General features: G+C 42.1%; 13 protein-coding genes and 1 riboswitch. Of the genes, 8 read left to right on the top strand and 5 right to left on the bottom strand.

All coding sequences use genetic code 11. From position 1 onward, the window contains the following. Window positions 1-204 precede the first annotated feature (204 nt). Entirely contained in the window at window positions 205-1,995 is a 1,791-nt protein-coding gene (locus HWQ47_RS21925) for a flavocytochrome c (RefSeq protein ID WP_269968123.1), read from the top strand. Window positions 1,996-3,312: 1,317 nt separating this feature from the next. Here the strand turns inward: HWQ47_RS21925 and HWQ47_RS21920 are convergent. Together HWQ47_RS21920 and HWQ47_RS21915 are read right to left on the bottom strand one after the other, a co-directional pair. Beyond that, window positions 3,313-4,155 (bottom strand): DUF3037 domain-containing protein, encoded by an 843-nt coding sequence (locus HWQ47_RS21920; protein ID WP_269968122.1) that lies wholly within the window; start codon window positions 4,153-4,155, stop codon window positions 3,313-3,315. Beyond that, window positions 4,152-4,859 (bottom strand): HipA family kinase, encoded by a 708-nt coding sequence (locus HWQ47_RS21915; protein WP_269968121.1) that lies wholly within the window; start codon window positions 4,857-4,859, stop codon window positions 4,152-4,154. Before HWQ47_RS21915 ends, HWQ47_RS21920 begins: the two co-directional genes overlap by 4 nt. A 372-nt stretch (window positions 4,860-5,231) precedes the next feature. Here HWQ47_RS21915 and HWQ47_RS21910 point away from each other — a divergent pair, with 372 nt between their 5' ends. Further along, on the top strand, window positions 5,232-5,510 hold the full coding sequence (locus HWQ47_RS21910) for a hypothetical protein (RefSeq protein ID WP_269968120.1): 279 nt from the start codon (window positions 5,232-5,234) through the stop codon (window positions 5,508-5,510). A gap of 90 nt (window positions 5,511-5,600) precedes the next feature. Next, a protein-coding gene (locus HWQ47_RS21905) for an IS3 family transposase (protein ID WP_269968119.1) occupies window positions 5,601-6,772 on the top strand; the annotation gives its coding sequence in 2 pieces (ribosomal slippage) (window positions 5,601-5,871 and window positions 5,871-6,772; 1,173 coding nt in all). Between the two features lie 48 nt (window positions 6,773-6,820). Here the strand turns inward: HWQ47_RS21905 and HWQ47_RS21900 are convergent. Next, complete coding sequence (locus HWQ47_RS21900) at window positions 6,821-7,810, bottom strand: class 1 fructose-bisphosphatase (protein ID WP_269968118.1); 990 nt, start codon at window positions 7,808-7,810, stop codon at window positions 6,821-6,823. A 261-nt stretch (window positions 7,811-8,071) separates the two neighbouring features. On the opposite strand from HWQ47_RS21900, the gene HWQ47_RS21895 reads away from it, so the two are divergent. Next, window positions 8,072-10,393 carry a S9 family peptidase gene (locus tag HWQ47_RS21895; RefSeq protein WP_269968117.1) on the top strand — a complete coding sequence of 774 codons (2,322 nt, stop codon included), beginning with the start codon at window positions 8,072-8,074 and terminating at the stop codon, window positions 10,391-10,393. Between the two features lie 190 nt (window positions 10,394-10,583). Here HWQ47_RS21895 and arcA read toward each other — a convergent pair whose 3' ends face one another. Then, window positions 10,584-11,303, bottom strand: a complete 720-nt coding sequence (gene arcA / locus HWQ47_RS21890; RefSeq protein WP_269968116.1) for a two-component system response regulator ArcA — start codon at window positions 11,301-11,303, stop codon at window positions 10,584-10,586. Between the two features lie 572 nt (window positions 11,304-11,875). Between arcA and HWQ47_RS21885 the strand changes: the two genes are divergently transcribed. The 4 genes from HWQ47_RS21885 (at window position 11,876) to HWQ47_RS21870 (ending at window position 15,822) form a co-directional block, all read left to right on the top strand. Continuing rightward, window positions 11,876-12,313, top strand: a complete 438-nt coding sequence (locus HWQ47_RS21885; protein ID WP_269968115.1) for a DUF3293 domain-containing protein — start codon at window positions 11,876-11,878, stop codon at window positions 12,311-12,313. Window positions 12,314-12,417: 104 nt separating this feature from the next. Beyond that, window positions 12,418-12,592, top strand: a riboswitch (Lysine riboswitch). Window positions 12,593-12,727: 135 nt separating this feature from the next. Beyond that, window positions 12,728-14,077, top strand: a complete 1,350-nt coding sequence (gene lysC / locus HWQ47_RS21880; protein WP_269968114.1) for a lysine-sensitive aspartokinase 3 — start codon at window positions 12,728-12,730, stop codon at window positions 14,075-14,077. A 35-nt stretch (window positions 14,078-14,112) separates the two neighbouring features. Next, a complete protein-coding gene (locus tag HWQ47_RS21875; RefSeq protein WP_269968113.1) occupies window positions 14,113-15,219 on the top strand; it encodes a succinylglutamate desuccinylase/aspartoacylase family protein in 1,107 nt (368 codons plus the stop codon). Window positions 15,220-15,312: 93 nt separating this feature from the next. After that, window positions 15,313-15,822: a hypothetical protein gene (locus HWQ47_RS21870; RefSeq protein ID WP_269968112.1), complete on the top strand. Its 510-nt coding sequence runs from the start codon at window positions 15,313-15,315 to the stop codon at window positions 15,820-15,822. 82 nt (window positions 15,823-15,904) lie between these two features. On the opposite strand, the gene HWQ47_RS21865 is transcribed toward HWQ47_RS21870, so the two are convergent. Then, window positions 15,905-19,819: a rhombosortase-dependent M36 family metallopeptidase gene (locus tag HWQ47_RS21865; RefSeq protein WP_269968111.1), complete on the bottom strand. Its 3,915-nt coding sequence runs from the start codon at window positions 19,817-19,819 to the stop codon at window positions 15,905-15,907. Between the last annotated feature and the right edge of the window lie 536 nt (window positions 19,820-20,355).

Genomic DNA, 20,355 nt, shown 5'->3' with positions numbered 1-20,355 from the left:
TGACAGAAAAATGGAGCTGTGAAGCTAGCTTGATTTTAGATCCATGATTGTCGCTTCAGCTTGAGCGAATGGAGGGAATCATCGACAATTTATTTGAAATAGAGGGCTGACGATATCAAGGATATTGCGAAACTCTAGCTGAAAATAATAGAGATGAAGGTTCGATTAAGAACATTTTGTTTAAATCGGACATTAGGAGACGTGATGAAAAAGCTTAAAAGTGCCATCTATCTGGCAACACTACTGGGCACTGTCGGTTTAACTGCCAACGCCACTGCTGCAGATAACCTTGCCGATTTTCATGCTGAAAACCAAGAGTGTGATTCTTGTCATACCGCTGATGGTGAGCTATCTAACGATAACCTTAGTTATGAAAATGCTCAGTGTGTTTCCTGTCACGGCTCCATGGATGAGGTGGCTGAAGAAACTAAGCATGAGCACTATAACGCTCACGACTCTCACTTCCCTGGCGAAATAGCCTGTACCTCTTGCCATAGTGCTCATGAACAATCCATGGTCTATTGTGATTCTTGCCATAGCTTCGATTTTGATATGCCTTATGTAGGTAAATGGGAGCGTAACGAGCCAAGTATTGCCGACCTTGCCAAAGACAAGTCTGAGCGTGAAGCTGCACTTGCCGCTGCACCACAAGATACGGTTAATGTTGTGGTTGTCGGTTCTGGCGGAGCTGGTTTCTCAGCCTCTGTTGCGGCGTTTGATAAAGGTGCTTCGGTCATTCTGATTGAGAAAGAGCCAGTTATTGGTGGTAATGCTAAGTTAGCCGCTGGTGGCATGAACGCTGCTTGGACCGATCAGCAAAAAGCCAAAAAGATTGAAGACAGTGTTGAATCAATGAGAAAAGACACCATGAAAGGGGGTCGAGACATCAATGATCCTGCTTTGGTTGATGTGTTAGTGACTCATTCAAAAGGGTCTGTTGATTGGATGACAGCCATGGGTGCAGATCTTAATGATGTTGGCCGTATGGGCGGCGCATCAGCTAACCGTTCACATCGTCCAACAGGTGGTGCCGGTGTGGGTGCTCATGTGATTCAAGTGCTTTATGATAACGCGGTTAAGCGCGATATTGATATGCGTATGAATACCCGTGGTATCGAGATCCTTAAAGATGACTCTGGCAAAGTAAAAGGCCTGCTAGTTAAAGGCATGTACAAGGGCTATTACTGGATTAAAGCCGATGCGGTGATTCTAGCTACTGGTGGTTTCGCTAAAAACAATGAACGTGTAGCTAAGCTAGATCCTACGCTAAAAGGCTTCATATCAACAAACCAACCAGGTGCTACTGGTGACGGTATTGACGTAGCTGCAAATGCTGGTGCAGCCATGGTAGACCTTCAGTACATCCAGGCCCACCCAACGCTATCTGTTAAAGGTGGTGTGATGGTAACTGAAGCGGTGCGTGGTAACGGTGCTATCTTGGTTAACCGTGAAGGTAAGCGTTTCGTCAACGAAATCACTACACGTGATAAGGCTTCTGAAGCTATTTTGAACCAAACAGGTCAGTCAGCTTATCTCATTTTCGATGACTCTGTTCGCAAGTCACTGAAGAAAATTGATAAGTATATTGGTCTTGGGGTTGCACCAACTGCTGATACGCTGGTTAATCTAGGTAAGCTTGAGAATATCGATGGTAAGGCGTTGACTGAAACAGTGGCGCGTTACAACACTTTTGTGACTAGCGGTAAAGACAGTGACTTTGAACGTCCTAACCTGCCTCGTGCACTTAATGAAGGCAACTACTACGCCATTGAGGTGACACCTGGCGTACACCACACCATGGGCGGCGTTAAAATCGACTCTAAAGCTGAGATAATGAATGCCAAGCAGCAAGTTATCCCAGGCCTTTACGGTGCCGGTGAAGTAACTGGTGGCGTACATGGTGCTAACCGCTTAGGTGGTAATGCTATCTCTGACATCATCACCTTCGGTAGAGTAGCGGGTGAGGAAGCAGCTACTTACTCTAAGAAGAATTAATCTAAGAGTTAACCTTTAAATTGAAAGCCTTCATTTTCGGATGAAGGCTTTTTTGTTTGTGTCATTTTTCATAAATGTCCCCTCAGCTCATTGTTGATAGCTTTTAAGTTAAAGACAACAAATTCCTCACCACGGCGAATATGGCAAAGCCATAAGTTAATGAGCGAGAGGCTGGAGCCGAACTGGCCGTTATACAGGGACGTTGTTGTGCTTTGCTTCACGGAGATCACGGAGATCACGGAGATCACGGAGATCACGGAGAAGAGCTGGAGTTTTGCCGTTACTTCTCTCCATGGATGAAATAGCCTTCGAATGAAGGCTCATTACATTCTCTAGTTTAGCTTTTGGCTGAGTTGGTATTGAGTGGTGTGTTTGAGGGGCGTTCCTTCATTGTTATCTATCGCTTCCCAGCGAGGAATGTGCCGACACTTCTGCGAGACGCTGTAAATATATCCCTATACGCTCTACGACTTCATCCCAGAAGTCGAAGCTCGCAGCCGCATCTACACTTGGTTATTTATCTCTTCGATTAGGCTTTAATTGGTAGCATTTTGTAAATCGTTTCTACCCCAAAGTTGGTTAGCCTTCAAATGAAGGCTGATTACATTTTTTGGTTTGGTTCATTTGATTTTTTGGTATTGACTAGCTTGTTGAAGGTTGTATCTTCATTATCATATATTGCCTGCCGCAGGCTTACGTGTAGGTACTTCTGCGAAACGCCGCAAGCACATCCGTGTGGGCTCTACCAAAACATCCTTGTTTTGGAAGCTCGCAGCTGCATCTACACCTGTTTATCTATCTCTTCGATTTGGTTTTACTTGGTAGCATTTTGTAAAACGTTTCTGCCCCAAAGTTAGCTAACCTTCGAATGAAGACTGATTACATTCTCTTATTTAGCTTCTGGCTAGTTTGGTATTTGCAGGTGTGCTTGAAGCTCGTACCTTCATGGTTGTCTATCGCCTTCAGCGGGGGAATGTGCAGATACTTCTACGAGACACCACTAGCACATCCCTGTGGGCTTTACGGCAGCTTCCATGCTGCCAAAACTCGTAGCCGCACCTACACCTGATAATTTATCTCTTCGATTTTGACTTGTCTGAGTAAGTCACTAACACGGAAATGCCCCAAAGTTAGCTAGGGGGAAATTTGTTCACATCCTTGTTTATCTGCGTTTGCAATAACTCAGCTAATGCAAAATACAAGACCTGAGCCGTAATTTTCTGTTATTTCTGGTTTAACGTCTTAGGAGGTAAATGAAAGAAGGGATAAGGAAAAGATGCCAGCAAATATATATAACCATATTTACTGGCTGAATAATTAATTTATGAGTTCAAAAGTCTCATTTTCATGAAGGTTAGATGCAAAGCTGTAAATAGCTTTTTTATCTTCAAACTGAGTAACATTTACCCCAATATCAAGCATTTCATTTGAAACTTCATTAAAAGCCCTTATGATATTGCTATCTTTTGTCATAGGATTTTCAACTGTAAACATCATGTGCTCAGGCTTAATAGTTTTAGCTTGAATCAACCTCTTAACTCGGCTAATCCATTGCTCTCCGTGCTCTATAAGGTTAAGTGGTCTAGCTTGATCAAAAGCGATAGGTTTTATTACTTTCGTTATGTTACCAATAGAGGCCACAAGAGGCATATTAACCGGCACATAATCAGCAACCAACCTTTGCTGTTTAAACTTAACATTATCTACATGGGTTTTAAGCTCATGCCTAAGCACTTTGACCATCTGCTGCTCACGATACTCTTTAGTCGCAAAGCTTCTTCCAATATAACGCTCAAAAAGTGCTTCTAATGCGATAGTTGGATCATCACATAACATTGAACTCGTTCCACCGAATGTCATCACACCTTCACGGTAACGAGTAACTTCCTGAAAAAAGTTTACCTGTTCCCTACCAAGCATTTTTCGCCCAAAGATACGAACTCGCTCCAACTCTTCAGTAAAACTTCTAAGTGCATTGCTGTATAATGCACCGTCAAGATCATCAAAAAAGTCAGTCACTCTAGCAAATCGCATTGGCGCTAGCTTGAAATCAACAAACCCTTGCTTTGGGGCGTATAGTAAAATACCAACATTTGCAAATTCTTCTGTTTCTGCAAACGGCATAAAACGTATTATTGCGTATTTACATAAGTTGCTCATTGTATGCCCTCCCAAAAACCAGTGTGTGTATAGTGAAGCAATACTACTTTGATTTGTGCTTCAATGCTATCGAGATCGAATACTTCAAGCCACTCATCAGGGAGTTGCTCTATTGCTTCTTTAAGTGTAGCTAAAGAAGCTTTAAAGCGTTCTTCATAAAATTGATTATCGAGGAAATCAATTTTTTCATTCCAAGCTTCAGCCCCAATATGACATTGGTTAAAAGTATCTAAATCGAAATCAGGTTCGAATGATAAATTATGATCCAACACATAGACCCTATTAGTTTGAGGGTGAATAAACAAGTTAGGGTTCCCACCAAGAGCCGTTAAATTTCTATCATCATTTCTAATCCAGTAATCAAAGACAAATAGATCACGGAGTAATTGTTTATCGATACGCTTTCTCTGAGCGACTGTAATATCTTGAATATTATCGATATACTGTGAAGCAAAACATACACCTGCCCCAAGGTCATCATAATCAAATTCAACAAGTACATTATCAACATACGCGAGTTTAAAGTCAGGAATTGGAAGACCAAAACCACGACATAAATGCCCGACTAACCATTCTTTTACTAGGCCTTTTCCTGTCGCTCTTGCGCCTTTTACAATATATTTGTGTCCATCATCAGCTTCACACAAAAAAGGTCCTGTTTGACCTTGTTTCATCTGCCGAATGATCTTGGTGATTCCAATCATTAAGTCATTCCAAAGAGATCACTGTTAGTAACGGTATTATTTTCAGTCAAGTATCACGGTTTTATACATATAAAATCAAATAATTATTCAATAATCGCCTAGTATGATCACCATTACTTCTAGTTAATTATCCTAAAGCTAACGTGAATTGCTTTACTTCGTGAGTCATCGCAGCATGGATATACATCACGCCCCCTTACCTACAGGTAAGGGGGCGGAGCAAGTATAAACTAAGACACTTTTTCTAATCGATGTCAGGTTAGCTAGAGTGGTTGTCCTAGCTCATTTTTGTCCAGAAACGAGCTACAACCAACAAGTTCAATCTTGTGATCACCAAGGGACTTTGTCGTTTCATTCCTTAGACGTTACAACATGAACCTAATTCGAAGAGATAAACAATTAGGTGTGAACGCGACAGTGACCTTCGACAGCATGGACGCTGTCGTAGAGGCTATAGGGACCCTTTCTGTTAATAAGAGTGGCTGTCATAGAAGTATTTACACAGAAGGGTCGTTCATTCACATCCATGTGATCACGACATTCGTATATCCATATACAGCACATGCTGCAAGCAATAAATACCAACTTAGAAGAGACTTGAAACTTGCTATCAAGCAAGTCAGCAATAACTGTAAAAAAGCGCAACCCTAATGACATAGGATTGCGCTTTAACTTAGGCTTTTCCTAGAACCTGATGTGACCCCCTAAAAGTGGACACCTTATTATAAGCGATAAGGTGTCATGAAAATAATAACTCGTAAGATCCACACAGCAGCCTTCAAATTGGCTGCCGTTCAACAATCCTTAAACTCTCCCGATACAGTAAAGGCTTTAGCTGGTAAATTAGGTATCCATCCCGCTTTGCTCAGTAAATGGAGAGCTCAATTGACGTCAAAGAAGCACGTTTCTAAACCTATCAAAAATATCGGCCCTAATAAGGGGCTAGCTGAACTTGAACGTGAAAACCGTGAGCTAAAAAAAAGATTAGAGCATGCAGAGTTGGAGAACGACATCTTAAAAAAGGCGAAGGAGTTCTTCGACAAACATCAGGGGTAAAGTTTAGCTTTATTCAAGGCTATAGCTCGGTTCGAAGGACGATAAAAATACTCTGTGAGATACTCAGTGTGTCACGTTCAGGTTATTACAGCTGGCTTGAGCGTGAGCCATCTAAACGAGATGTAGAGAACAAGAAGCTATCTACTTTTCTGAAGGAACAGATCGGTAAGCATAAGGGCATAGCCGGCTATCGTAAGCTATGGCTCGATGCGGTGGCAAATGGCTTCGATTGCAATAAAAAGCGAGTACAGCGCTTACTACAGGTTTTTGGGTATCGTTCAAAGGCATGTAAAAGAAAGTTTGGTGTAGTGAAACCTAAGCTGGTAGAAACTAGAGCACCGAACTATTTAAATAGGCAGTTTGATGTAACTAAGCCTAATACAGTTTGGGTATCAGATATTACACAAATTAGGTGCAAAGAGGGCTGGCAGTATCTGTGTGTCATCATCGACTTATACTCGCGAAAAGTGGTTAGCTGGGCAACGAGCTACATTAACTCGAGCGAACTGGTAATGAAGTCACTCAAACAAGCTTGGGGAGAACGAAGCCCGAATAGAAGTGAGCTGATGTTTCACTCAGACCAAGGCGCTCAGTACAGAAGCTTTGAAGTGCTTAAGTGGCTAACGAAACGTAGGGTCACTGTGAGTATGTCGAGAAAGGGGAATTGCTGGGATAATGCATGCTCAGAAAGCTTTTTTGCTCAATTAAAGAAAGAATGGTTCTCTAACTTAGAAGAGCTAAGCAGAAAAGAAATGACGATACAGTGTCGATTTTATATCGATGATTATTATAATATGCTGAGAAGACATGGGACTCTAGATGGAGTAAGCCCCATAGCTTTTGAATCAAGAATTTAAACCCCGTGTCCACTTAACCGGGGTCATATCATCCTAGAACCTAGAACCTTATAAAGTCGGTTCTTCGCTGTAATCTAAACCGTGATACTCAAGACACGCATCGACTTCGTTTGCCGAACCTAAGATCACCGCTACACGCTGGTGGATCTCACTTGGTTCGATATCCATGATGTTCTCATAGCCTGTCGATGCTTTACCACCGGCTTGCTCAACCAGAAATGACATCGGGTTAGCTTCATACATGAGTCTTAGCTTGTAAGGCTTCTGTGGGTTTTTGTTATCCGTAGGGTAGGTGAAGATGCCGCCACGAGATAAGACGCGGTGGACATCACCCACCATGGCTGCAATCCAGCGCATGTTGAAGGCTTGTTCACGGGGGCCAATAGTGCCAAGGAGTAGATCGCTGATGTAGGTCTGCATAGGCGCTTCCCAGAAACGCTGGTTAGACATGTTGATTGCAAATTCAGCGGTGTCTTTACTGATGCTCATCGCTTCGGTCGTCAGTAAGAATTCATTGGTTTCAGGATTCAGAGTGAATAGCTGAACACCTTTACCTGTGGTTAAAGCTAGCATGGTCGAAGGACCATATAACACGTAACCTGCAGCAACTTGCTTGCGACCCGCTTGTAGGAAGCTCGATTCTGAGAGCTCACCGCTTGGCGCTGGCAGTATTGAGAATATGGTGCCGACTAATGAGTTGATATCAATATTTGATGAACCGTCCAGTGGATCGAAGCAAACTAGGTAATCACCCTTGTCGCCGGTTTCAACAATGTAATCTTCCTCTTCTGATGCTAATCCGCGAACGGTATCGTCAGCTTTTAGGGCATCTTTAAGCATGTCGTTGGTGATAACGTCGAGCTTCTTTTGGGTCTCGCCTTGAACGTTTTCCTGCTCAGTTGCACCGAGTACTCCGGCAAGTGCGCCATGGCGTACCGCATGGCTTATCTCTTTTGAAGTGTTCGCTAAAGTATGGATAAGCTGAGTCAGAGAGGCATTTACCCCTTGCGAAGTCAGATTTTGAGCCAAGGTTTGCATGTTATTTCCTATGACAGTTTCAAGTATTTGCTTGAGGGTGGGTCTTTTTATTGTGCGCATGATACCTGAAATTGAACCTTTTTTCAGCGTTGATAAGCCTCTTAGTACTCAATTTTGTTGAATAATTGATAGTTTCTATTTTATCCAACTTTAGGCACAATGATGTTCGCAGTGTATCCTCGTTATCACACCTTTTCAGTAGGTTGTCGATGGCAGAAAGTGGATTACAGAATAATAACAATAAAGCGCTAGGAAGTAATAATGACAACAAGATGGATCACTTCAGTCCTAATGGCGGTACCTATGCTATTTTCAACTCCTATATCAGCATCTCAATCAGTGAATACTCAGCTAAGCCAAGCTCAAGTCAATCAAGGCATTGTGGATAATGATACACAGGCATTGTTATCGGCTGCGGGTAAGACGCCTCTCTCGATTGAACGCATGTACGCCTCGCCTGCGCTGACTGGCACTAGTCCACGAGGATTGAAACTGTCTCCCGATGGCAAACGTGTGACCTATTTAGCGGGACGTAAAGACAACCAATATTTTTATGATCTGTGGCAGATGGATGTGGCCTCGGGCAAGCAATCAGTCTTGCTTGACGCCGATAAGTTGACCATAGGTGAACTCTCTGATGAGGAGAAGGCGAGACGTGAGCGCCAGCGTATATTTGGTGAAGGGATCATGGAGTATTTTTGGTCTGACGATAGCCAAGCATTGTTAATTCCTGCATCTGGTGTGCTGTATTACTATTCATTAAGCGATAATAAGGTGACATTACTGCCTACTGGTGAGGGATTTGCTACCGATGCGCGTCTTTCACCTAAAGGCAAGTTCGTCTCTTTTGTACGCGATCAAAATCTGTTTGTACTTAGCTTGGATGACATGAAGCTAACGGCGATGACGACAGATGGCGGCGGGGCGGTTAAAAATGCCATGGCCGAGTTTGTCGCTCAAGAAGAGATGGGCCGTATGACGGGGTATTGGTGGTCTCCGGATGAAACTGCGATCGCTTATACCCGTATCGATGAATCTGATGTTGAGCTAGTGACGCGCAATGAGATCTATGCCGATGGCATTAAGCTGACCGAGCAGCGTTATCCCTATGCGGGTAAGAATAATGTAAAAGTCGCTTTGGCTATCGTCAAACTCAGTGATAAAAAAGTGACTTGGGTTGATCTAGGCAAAGAACAAGATATCTATCTTCCGCGAGTAAAATGGTTACCCGATAGCAAGCGGTTATCGTATCAATGGCAGAGTCGGGATCAACAGACACTCGATCTACGAGTCGTCGATATCGATAACACCGACAATGCTAGAAATCTAGTTGAAGAGCGAAGTGAAGCTTGGATTAACCTCAATGACGACCTGTACTTCTTAAAGCTGCAAGATAGCTTTATCTGGGCCTCTGAGCGTGATGGCTTTAATCATCTCTATTTAATGGGCTTAGACGGCAAAACAACAAGTCAACTGACGTCGGGACTGTGGGTGGTTGATGGCGTTGAGTTTGTTGACGAGAAGGCGGGGTGGATCTATTTTACCGGCCGTAAAGATACCGTCGTAGAGCAACACCTTTACCGAGTGCCATTGGCTGGCGGTGAAGTTCAAGCTGTGAGCCAACGCCGTGGTATGCACGCTATTGTTTTTGCCGATAATCAGGCTGTGTATCTGGACTACTTCAGTAGTTTAGTACAACCACCACAAGTGAGTTTACATGGAGATAAGGGCCAACATTTAGCGTGGGTGGAGCAAAACAAGATAGACAAGAGCCATCCGCTAAATGAGTACCTAGGCCTATGGCAGGTGCCTGAGTTTGGCCAAATTAAGGCTGAGGATGGTCAAGCATTACAATATCGCCTGTTTAAACCAACCAATTTTAGTGAAGATAACAAGTATCCAGTTGTAGTGCGGGTCTATGGTGGTCCTCATGCTCAGCTTGTGGTGAACAGTTGGAGCGAGAGTGATTATTTTACCCAATACTTGCTGCAGCAGGGCTTTATGGTGTTTCAACTGGATAACCGAGGCTCGGCTCATCGAGGTACTCAGTTTGAACATGTGATCTATCAGCATCTTGGCGAAGCGGAAGTTAACGATCAAAAAGTCGGTGTCGATTATCTGAGAACGTTACCTTATGTGGACGGTAATAATATAGCACTTTATGGCCACAGCTATGGCGGTTATATGGCCTTGATGGGGCTGTTTAAAGCGCCTGATTATTTTAAGGCTGCGATATCTGGTGCACCGGTAACTGACTGGGCATTATATGATACTCACTATACCGAGCGTTATCTGAATCATCCTGAAAAGAATGCCAAAGGCTATGAAGCGAGCAGTGTGTTTCCCTATGTGAAGAGCTATCAATCGGGTCTGTTGATGTATCACGGCATGGCAGACGATAATGTATTGTTTGAGAACAGCACTAAGGTCTATAAAGCGCTTCAGGATGAAGGTAAATTATTTCAGATGATTGATTATCCAGGCTCTAAGCACTCGATGCGCGGCGAAAAAGTCAGAATTCATCTATATCGTTCGTTGGCAGATTTTTTAGAGAAGCAATTGAAAGAAAGTTCTAGGGGCTAGCTTCGAGGTACTAGTTAGAATCTAAGATACAAAGTAAATTTATATCCATCCATGGTAAATTTACATCAGTGTTCTGACCTCCAGGGATGGAGGAAATGCCAATAAATGTCAGGAACATTTATGGCCAGACACAAAAAAGCCAGTCGTTAGACTGGCTTCTTAAAGCAAAGATAAGCGCTAGCTTTACCGTTTATGCTTCTTCTAAATTACCGCAGAAACGGTAACCTTCACCGTGAATAGTTGCGATGATTTCAGGCGTATCAGGTAAGCTCTCAAAATGCTTACGGATACGACGGATGGTTACGTCTACAGTACGATCGTGTGGCTTAAGTTCACGGCCAGTCATCTTCATAAGAAGATCAGCACGACTTAAAATCTTACCTGGATTTTCAACAAAGTGCAGCATAGCGCGGAATTCGCTACGTGGCAGCTTGTATGATTCACCTTGTGGGCTAACCAAAGAACGACTGTTGATCTCTAAGCTCCAACCATTGAAGCGGTAGAACTCAACAGCACTTTTCTCTTCAGATTCATTACCAGTGCTATTAACGCGAGTTAATAGGTTACGGGCACGAATGGTGAGTTCACGTGGGTTGAATGGCTTAGTGATATAATCATCTGCGCCGATCTCAAGACCCAAAATTTTGTCAACTTCGTTATCTCGACCCGTTAGGAAAATCAGACCAATATTGTTAATTTCACGAAGTTCACGTGCTAACAAAAGACCATTTTTGCCAGGAAGATTAATATCCATAACGACTAAATTAATCTTATTTTCCTGCATGGCTTTATGCATTTCTGCGCCATCATTGGCTTCAGTTACCACATATCCTTCGGCCTCGAAAATACTTCTTAGCGTGTTTCGGGTAACGGCTTCATCTTCTACGATCAGAATGTGCGGGTTTTGCATATTAATTTACCTAATTTTGTTCAATTCTGTTTTAACCATGAGCATGCGTATAATACGTTATGCTCCAAGTCATCATCTTGATTTTACTGATCGAGTAAGTGCTTTCAAATCTGAATTGAAACTGAAACACACTTCCAAGATAGTTAAAGTATGCGCATCTTATTTAATAGAAACGCGAACTGTCTTCACTTCGATTAACAATAGGGGAGTTAAGTTCCCCAAGATATTAAACAAAATGAAGTAAAAATGTGAAATGCAGTCTAGCTCACATTTTGTACAGGAAATTGGTTAACTATTTGTTTGGTGTTAGATAGCAATCTAACAAAAAAGCATCCATTTTTTAGCTTTGTTCAAAGAACCAAGTGGGGCTATTGTACTCGTTTTAGGCATTTGTTAACAAATGAAATGTTAACAAATTTACTTGTGGATATGATCTTGGTCACATAATTTTATCTAACGTATTGATTCTATTGTAAGTGAAAAAAAATATTTATGTGACGTATGTCACGCCTATCGGAAGATTAATTTAGTTTGCTATAATATTTCGAATCTAATCGGGGGATATGATGCAAATGAACCAGTCTAATAATCTTCTTTGGCAGTGTTATCAAGACGTGGAATTTCTATTTTCTCAGCCACTTTCTTCTGATATATCCTTCGCCATAATCACCGCTCATAACCCGAAAGGGCAGATACTCACAAGCTGTCAAAATCGTCTTCTTGATAGAAAATTACAATATGAGATTGAACAATTAAGACAACCATATCGCGCTATGATGGGGACTTCATTAGACCGTAGCCATATGGAGAAAAGTTGGGCTGTATCTACTGATAAAAATTCTGCGATGATTTTAGGACGGAAATTCCAGCAAAATGCTATCTACTTTGTCGAGCATGATAAGTTACAGTTGATCCCTTGTCTTTTTTCACCGCCACAATATCAGGAGCAAATAATTGGCCATTTTTCCTCCAGAGTGAGTCTGGTTAATGAATTGCCAGATTTCGTCTAACGATGAGTTTGTCGACAATATGTTTTTTAATCGTTGACTTATTTACTCAAAATTTGATATTTTTTACTTTCCTCATTTTTACTGATTAACAATTGGTAGCAATGGGATACAGAAGAGGAGCGTTAACTAGGTAGTAAGTCTGAAAGGTCCAAACTTTGATGATGACTTATGAGGGAGGTTAACGCCGAGATATTGCAGTGTTTGGAATGACTCAATATTGGTCGAATGGGCTGAATCCCATAGATTGTCACCTTTTATTGGTGGAGAGCTTCTGGTGGTGATGTCTGTTTCCCTTCTATAGGATGCGTAATCTTTGCACCAGGCTCTTCGAACGTAGTGAGTTCGGAGCGTGATCATGTCAATTTTTAAAGTTAATTTTTCTTCTCAGTGTCTGCTTTGTCGTGGAGGCGCTTCATGTCCTTAAATGTGGCTAAATTTGGTGGTACCTCAGTTGCTGATTACTCAGCGATGAGTCGCTGTGCCGATATTGTTATTAATAATCCCAATACCCGAGTTGTGGTAGTTAGTGCGTCTAGTGGCGTGACAAACCTATTAGTTGAATTGACCCAAGAGCAAACAACTGATGATCGCAGAAGTCAGCTCATTAAAGACATTGCACATATTCAATATCAGATTTTAGCTGATCTCGGTAACTCCCAAGAGGTCGCCGCTCGTCTTGACGTCGTTTTAAGTCATATTTCGACCTTAAGTGAGTCCCTAAGCGCGAATAGAAGCAAAGCGACAATGGATGAGCTATTAGCCCAAGGAGAGCAATGTTCATCAGCACTGTTTGCGGCGGTACTGAGAGAAAAAGGTGAAGCGGCAATCGCATTTGATGTGAGACAGGTGATGCGCACTGACAGTCATTTTGGACGAGCTGAACCACAAATTGAAACCATTGCTGAGCTTACTGCTGCACATCTCGCTCCTTTATTGGTTTCACAACGAATCGTCACTCAAGGCTTTATTGGAGCTGACGAATTTGGCGCAACCACTACTTTAGGTCGAGGTGGTAGTGATTATTCTGCGGCGTTATTAGCTGAAGCTTTGAAAGCGACGTCGGTTGAGATTTGGACTGACGTGGCTGGCATCTATACCACGGATCCACGGCTTGCCCCTAAGGCATCCCCAATTCCTGAAATTAGCTTTAATGAAGCGGCAGAAATGGCAACTTTTGGTGCTAAAGTACTGCACCCTGCAACCATTTTGCCTGCAGTAAGACAAAGAATTCAAGTGTTTGTAGGATCGAGTTGGGAGCCTGAGCGTGGTGGTACCTGGATACGTCACCAGGTTGAAGACGCTCCGGTTTACAGAGCGGTCGCAGTGCGTCGAGATCAGACCTTACTCAACCTTCATAGCTTACAGATGTTGCATGCTCAAGGCTTTCTTGCCGAGACATTTGCCACGCTTGCTCGGCATAAAATCAGTGTCGATTTGATTACCACTTCGGAAGTTAACGTCGCACTCACTCTAGATAAAACCGGATCTGATTCAGCGGGCAATGGTTTACTGAGCGAATCTCTATTGCAAGAGTTGTCTCAGCATTGCAGGGTGAGAGTCGAGGATGGCTTGGCTTTGGTTGCCATTATCGGCAATAAAATCGCCTCGACGCCAGGTGTTTGTCGTCGTGTGTTTGAAGTGCTTGAGCCCCATAATGTCAGAATGATTTGCCAAGGGGCTAGCCCACATAATCTGTGTGTGCTAGTTGCAGAATCAGAAGCGGCTCAGGTCGTGAAAGCGCTACATAAGAACCTATTTGAGTAATAATTTCGAGACGGTTAAATAGTGAAGGATAGCAAATGCACATTTCCCAAGCGTCATTGAAAATTGGCGAGTTAGCAACTGGTCAAGACCTCACTTTGCCTATATTCAGTATGAAGGCTGAGAATGTCAGTGGACCAAGTGTCTATATTCAAGCAAATGTTCATGGCGCTGAAGTGCAGGGAAACGCGGTTATTTATCAGCTTATGCAGCTGTTAGAGAGCTATACCTTATGTGGCGACATAACCTTAGTGCCTTTGGCCAATCCTTTGGGGATAAATCAAAAAAGTGGTGAATTTACGCTGGGTAGATTTGATCCCATTACCGGCGTTAACTGGAATCGTGAATATCTGGATCATAAAATTGATATTGTTGCTTGGTATCGAGATAATCGCACATCATCTGATGATGAACTTATCACAGCCTTTAGGGCGATTTTACTTGAGTCGTGTCAGCAACGTTTAGGCAGCGAGTGGGGGATAACAACGGGTCATCAACAAGCGGTGATGCTGCAATCAATGGCCCATAAGGCCGATATCGTGATTGATCTGCATACTGGGCCTAAGTCCTGTAAACACCTCTACTGTCCTGAGTTTGATGCTGATGCAGCAAGTTACTTCTCTATTCCCTATACCTTATTGATCCCCAATGATTTTGGTGGCGCCATGGATGAATCTATTTTTTGCCCTTGGTGGACGCTCTGTGAGTATATGAAATCAGCAGGGCGAGATATGGATATTCCTGTTTCAGCATTTACTCTTGAACTGGGCTCCCAAGAGAATATTCATCTTGATGATGCCGCTATTGATGCAAAGGGTATTTTGGCTTATCTAAGTCATCGAGGGGTTATTGCTGAGAAGGTTAAACCGGCTAAGATGTCACGTTATGCTTGTTACCTAAAAGATTATAAAAAATACCATTCCCCCCTTGGTGGTATGGTGGAGTATTTGGCTGAAGTCGGGGAACCATTATCGGCAGGAAAACCTTTGGTGAATATTCTACGACTGGATCTTTATGGCAGTGATAAAGCCTTAACATCGCTAAAGTTGCAACAAGATTGCGTGCCCATATTACATTTTGCTTCAGCGTCTGTATATCAAGGAACAGAGCTTTATAAGGTGATGACGAATGTGTTCGAGATTTGATTGAAGTCGCTTAACGAGAAGACATGAATACCGCATAAATGTTACAGTTATGTTTGTTTTACATTGATTGTATCGACAGAACATAGGTGCTTTATGAATAAAACGATATTAACTAGCTTACTATTATTAACGGCTTCCTGCTCCAGTGATAAAGTTGACGACATTCAAAAGCCAAATGCGACGCCTGCCGAAACCAGCACTTCTGTGACTGTTGAGCAACAGCCTGAGGTTGCTAATAGGAGTAAAGAGCTTATAACGGTCACAGATAGTTCTAGTGCTACTAAAACTCACAGCTATAGATTAAATGGTCAGAAATTTACATCTAATACTGATGTCTTAATTAAAGGCAGTCCTGTTTCTAGCCCTACCATGTCAGAAGCAGGGGTCTTAAAAGGGAGCTTTGTCGTCATAGCAAAGAAAGCCGATCTATTACCTTCCGGTTATCGAGTCGATAAAATTGCTAAAGAGACCTATCGATTAACACCTTTAACAGCTCAAGATAGCTTATATGTTCTCTATTCTGATTTACTCAAGAATGGTGATTTTTCACGAGTTGAAATCGAGATAGATTTTAGTCGACCTTCAGATGCACTAGAGTACTAAGCTACTTTTATAAGAGAAGCTTTGTTAATAAAAAGAGTCATAACCGAGGGGTTATGACTCTTTTTTGTTTAACGTTTAGTGACTACCTACGACGGCGAAGAAGCGCTAGCGGAAGTAATAATAAAGTCAGTAAACCTGTAGACCCACCTGATGATTTCTTCGGTGCAGGTGGAGTAACGACTGCAGGTATATCCGTTACAGTAACACTTACATTCGATACAACATCAGCCGTTCCGTCGTTTACTGTTACGGTAAATTCAAGTGCTTCATCGGCTGAAACTAAAGGAGCTGAAAAACTGGCTGTTGCTGTATCAGCACCAGTTAACGTAGCTTCAGTTCCTGAGGTTTGCGTCCATATATAAGTTAATGTATCGGCTTCGTTTGCATCGACAGCGGTAGCAGTTAACGTTACAGCTTCACCTTCTTTAACACTCTCTGCACTTGCGACTGTCGTTACACTAGGTAAGCGGTTATCACATGCTAAGCTATCACCCGCTACTTGGGTGTGGAATACATCCGAAGAGATGTTCTTGAAAGTAACATTATCTACGATCCAGCCAAATGAGTTAGTGTTTGTATCTGAAACTATACGGAACCTAAATTTAACTTCGTTACCGTTTAACGCAGTACCAAAGTTAACGGTTTCAGTTCCACCAGGCCAAGGCATTACTCCCGTAAATGCAGAGCGACCAGGAAGTAGATCTGCTAACTCACCATCATACCCAGCACCTTCAAATGTGCCACCAACTTTTGTGACATCAGTCCAGTCACTACCATTGATGCTTAGCTCAACAACACCACCATCATAAGCATCTTCTATTTCATAATACTGGAACCAGCTAACAGTAAAGTCACCTGCATAACCTACGGTCACGGGTTTTGTTTCAAAAGCAACATCAGATGCAAAACCATTATTTGCAATAAACATATATTGGCTATCAACGGGGAAGAAAGATGCATATGTGCCATCTAGCATCGAAGTGCCTTCAGCTAACTCTCCGCCACTTAGTATCATTTCTTTCAAATCAACTAAACCTGAATAATCTTCCATGTCACTCGTTGACATATTAGATTGAGCTTCTTTAGCCACAAAATCCATGTTTACTACAGTTGAAAGTTTGTACTCAGAAGCTTCAACTTCCTCAGTCAATTCAGGGAAAGTAATTTTTAATTCAACTTCTTCAGCAACTCCAGCGTCATTAAGAGTAAATTCGAGAGGAGTACTTGTTGCTTCGCCAAACTTTGGAACTGCAGCAAAACTTACTTTCCCTTCGTTAGCAAAAGTAACGTCATGTCCACTCGTTACTTCAACAACACCTTCAATGCTTTCGAAGTCTTCACTACCTCTATTCGCGACAGTAAAGCTGACTGTACCTGTTTCTCCTTTATCTAAGATATTGTCGTTAGAGCAGTAACCAGTAGTCATCCCTTCGTAATTTGTATTTAGATTATGTTCAGATACAGAGAATGTGGCCAATTTAGTCTTGAAAGATTCTACGACACCATTGTGTTTGGTATCAAAACGTTCAGGTGAAACAGCCCCAAGTCCCATTCCGCGTCGAGCAAATGCACCTAAAATGAGTTCATAATCTTTTACATCATTAGCAAATGCGGCGGCTAAAATAGCATCACGAGCTTCAGTATAAGTTGGCGCTATAGGCGTCATTTTATAGCCAGAGACGAGATAATCCATCATTAAGCTACGAGCTTCGGAGAATGTATGGCGTTCATCGTTGATTAGTGCAACGTAGCTATCCCATAACATTGCAGCCCAAGGCTCTCCAGCATCATGCACTTCGGCATTTCCATCTCGATCTGCACCAGTACCATTGCCGAGCTCTACATTCGCAAAAGTTAGTGGGTTTATCTCCATATCGGTACTATATGGATAGTTACGAATACCGGTATAGAAAGACCCTACATAAGACACCGCGGCATATGCTTTTTGGAACAATTCATTTCCAGCTATTAATGCATCATCTTCTTCTGAAATAAGGAGAAGCGCATGGAAATCCCCCCATCCTTCACCCATTGAGCGGCCTTGCTGGTTTATCAAGCCTGATGCATTACCGACTAAACGGTTGGAGATATAATGTCCCCACTCGTGAGCCACAATGGCATTATCCCAAGAACTAGCTTTGTAAGGTTTTTGATTAAACATTGAAATTGTAACGTTTTCGGCAGCATCAAGTTTAGCGTATATTTTTGCACCGTCGTTAAGTGATAATCCCATGCTTGGGATTTTTACGTCATCATCGGAGCCGCCCATAGGAGCTGGTTCGTCAGTTCCACTATTATTTGCGATAAGTACCGCTATCGCTCCTGCATCTTGGGCATTCTTTGCTTTTTGAGTAAAGTTACAAGCCCCACGGTCAATAATGGCTATTTTTCCAGCCAGTTCGGCTCCATTTACTGCAGCTTCACAGCCATCAGAGGTTGGCGCTGTGTCATCAGTGATACGGACAACATCACCAGATATATCAAACTGTCCCTGACCAAAACTGGCACGCTGTGTTGAAAGCAATAACCCTATAGCATCGTCAGATGTGACCGTTACACCATATTGCTCACCAATAATGGCATCTTTACTATCCCACAAATACATCTGCATTCGTGGAGACGCCCCATCTGCTGGAGTACTCATATTTGCATTATTGAAGCCAGAGTTATCTTGGACTTCAGCACGAAGAGCATCACCCTCTACTCCACCTCGATCATAATTTAATGCCTGCGCATTACCCGCTGCTTCATCGAAACCGTGGTCATAGAAGGTATCATGTAGATAGTTGTTTAAATAGAACAGGTTAACAGTTGCTGCTTTTCTGTTATTTACAGAGCTTTCAACTTCAGCAGTATTATACTTGTAATCAAAAGTGTTAGAGCTTGTCACTTCAGCGGTAAAATCGCCATTGGTGAATCCATCTGGTGCAATGGCATCAACATAGGCATTAACGTTATTACCTGATGTTGTTGTTGCATCATCAGACAACCAAGCATCTTTTGTGCTTATTGGACCTGAAGAAATAATAACCATAGGAGCATCTAAATATTCTGAAGAGTCAGTTTGATCTGCACTCATTGCTGGTATGACATTTCCATGAGGACTATCCCAAGGTACCCCTGTCTCATCTGCGTATACTCTGTAATTGAAGTCAGCATCTTGAGATGTCAGGTTATGCTTAAATAAGACTTTATTGGTCTCAGCATTAATGACAAAACTATAAAACTCTGAGTCAACACTGTTAGTTTCAGCTACTTGAATTTCTATGTAAAATGCGGGTACTAAACTACCTTTCTTCATGAAGTAAACTTGTTTACTTCTAGGTTCTCCTACTATTTGTTTATTACCATCGGTTACTGAGGCAGTATAAGATTGGAATTGATTGCTAGGATCTTTAGGGCTTTGGGCTAAAGAGACTTGGCTGCCTCCCATTGTATGGAAAGCTGTATTAATGGCTGAAGTCGAATCGCCAAAATCAGCTTGTAAGCCTTCAATTCTATTGTGTTTAGATGACACATGATTTGCAAATTTACCTGAAGCGGCAACCATATTAAACTCACGATCCATCATGATGTTGACTTCGTGATTAAAGACTTGAATACCATTGAGTCTTTGAGTGTATTTGGCCACCATGGATCCACGACCAATGTCATGAACACTTGATAATACGGCTTGCACATTACCTTTTTTTACGGTTGAAAGACCAGTGACTTTATTCAAGTAAAAATCGGCAGCTGTTGTTGCTTTGTACTTATGTTCTAAAGCGGATAATGCTGGAGTTTGTTGTCCTTTTTTAGCCCATTGAAATGTTTCCTGCTTAGACGTTGCATCAAATTGATCGCGCATTCCTGTAATACTTGCTGGTTTTTTGAGGGAATAAACATTCTGTAATTGAGGATTTAATTGCAGCTGGCTGATGGCTACAGGTTGCGGTGCTGAATAAGCTGAACTAGATACTAATGCAGCTGTTATTGCTATTGATAGTTTAGTTTTCACTACGTTCTTCCTTGTCAATTAGTGCCTTAGACAAATTTTAATTAAGGCAATTTATTATTGAATTATTATTATCTCCTCTCTTTTTTTGAGAGGTTAAGGAAGTTTTGTAACATGAATAGCTTTCTTTGTTAATTTTTATAGAGCTAAATGTTGTCTCTCGGTTGTTTTTAAGGGGGTTCCGCAAGGTGAGGAGGCGTGTGCCATGTGATGCGATGGTTTAACTGTCCTAACAATAGGTTTTTTCAGGCTTAATTAATGATTAGGTTCGTGGATTGGCTGGATACGATTTAGCTGTCTATCGATGTAATCTGTCGATGGACTGGCACATAATCTTTACAGAATGCTGTTGTTTCCTGCCGTGTAGTATGCCTCTAGATTTTTTTTCAAAGAGCTCAGTTTAGCAATTGTGGCTGGGTCATCACGAGCACTTATCAGATTTATACCAAATACTCATGATTCATGCACTCAAGTAATGGGAGCATTATGTTTATACGCATCTTTTTGTTGTTACTCAATCTGAAGTGTGATTATGCATT

The organism is Shewanella sp. MTB7 (assembly GCF_027571385.1).
Lineage (GTDB): Bacteria > Pseudomonadota > Gammaproteobacteria > Enterobacterales > Shewanellaceae > Shewanella.
This window is presented reverse-complemented; position numbering and strand designations above follow the sequence as displayed.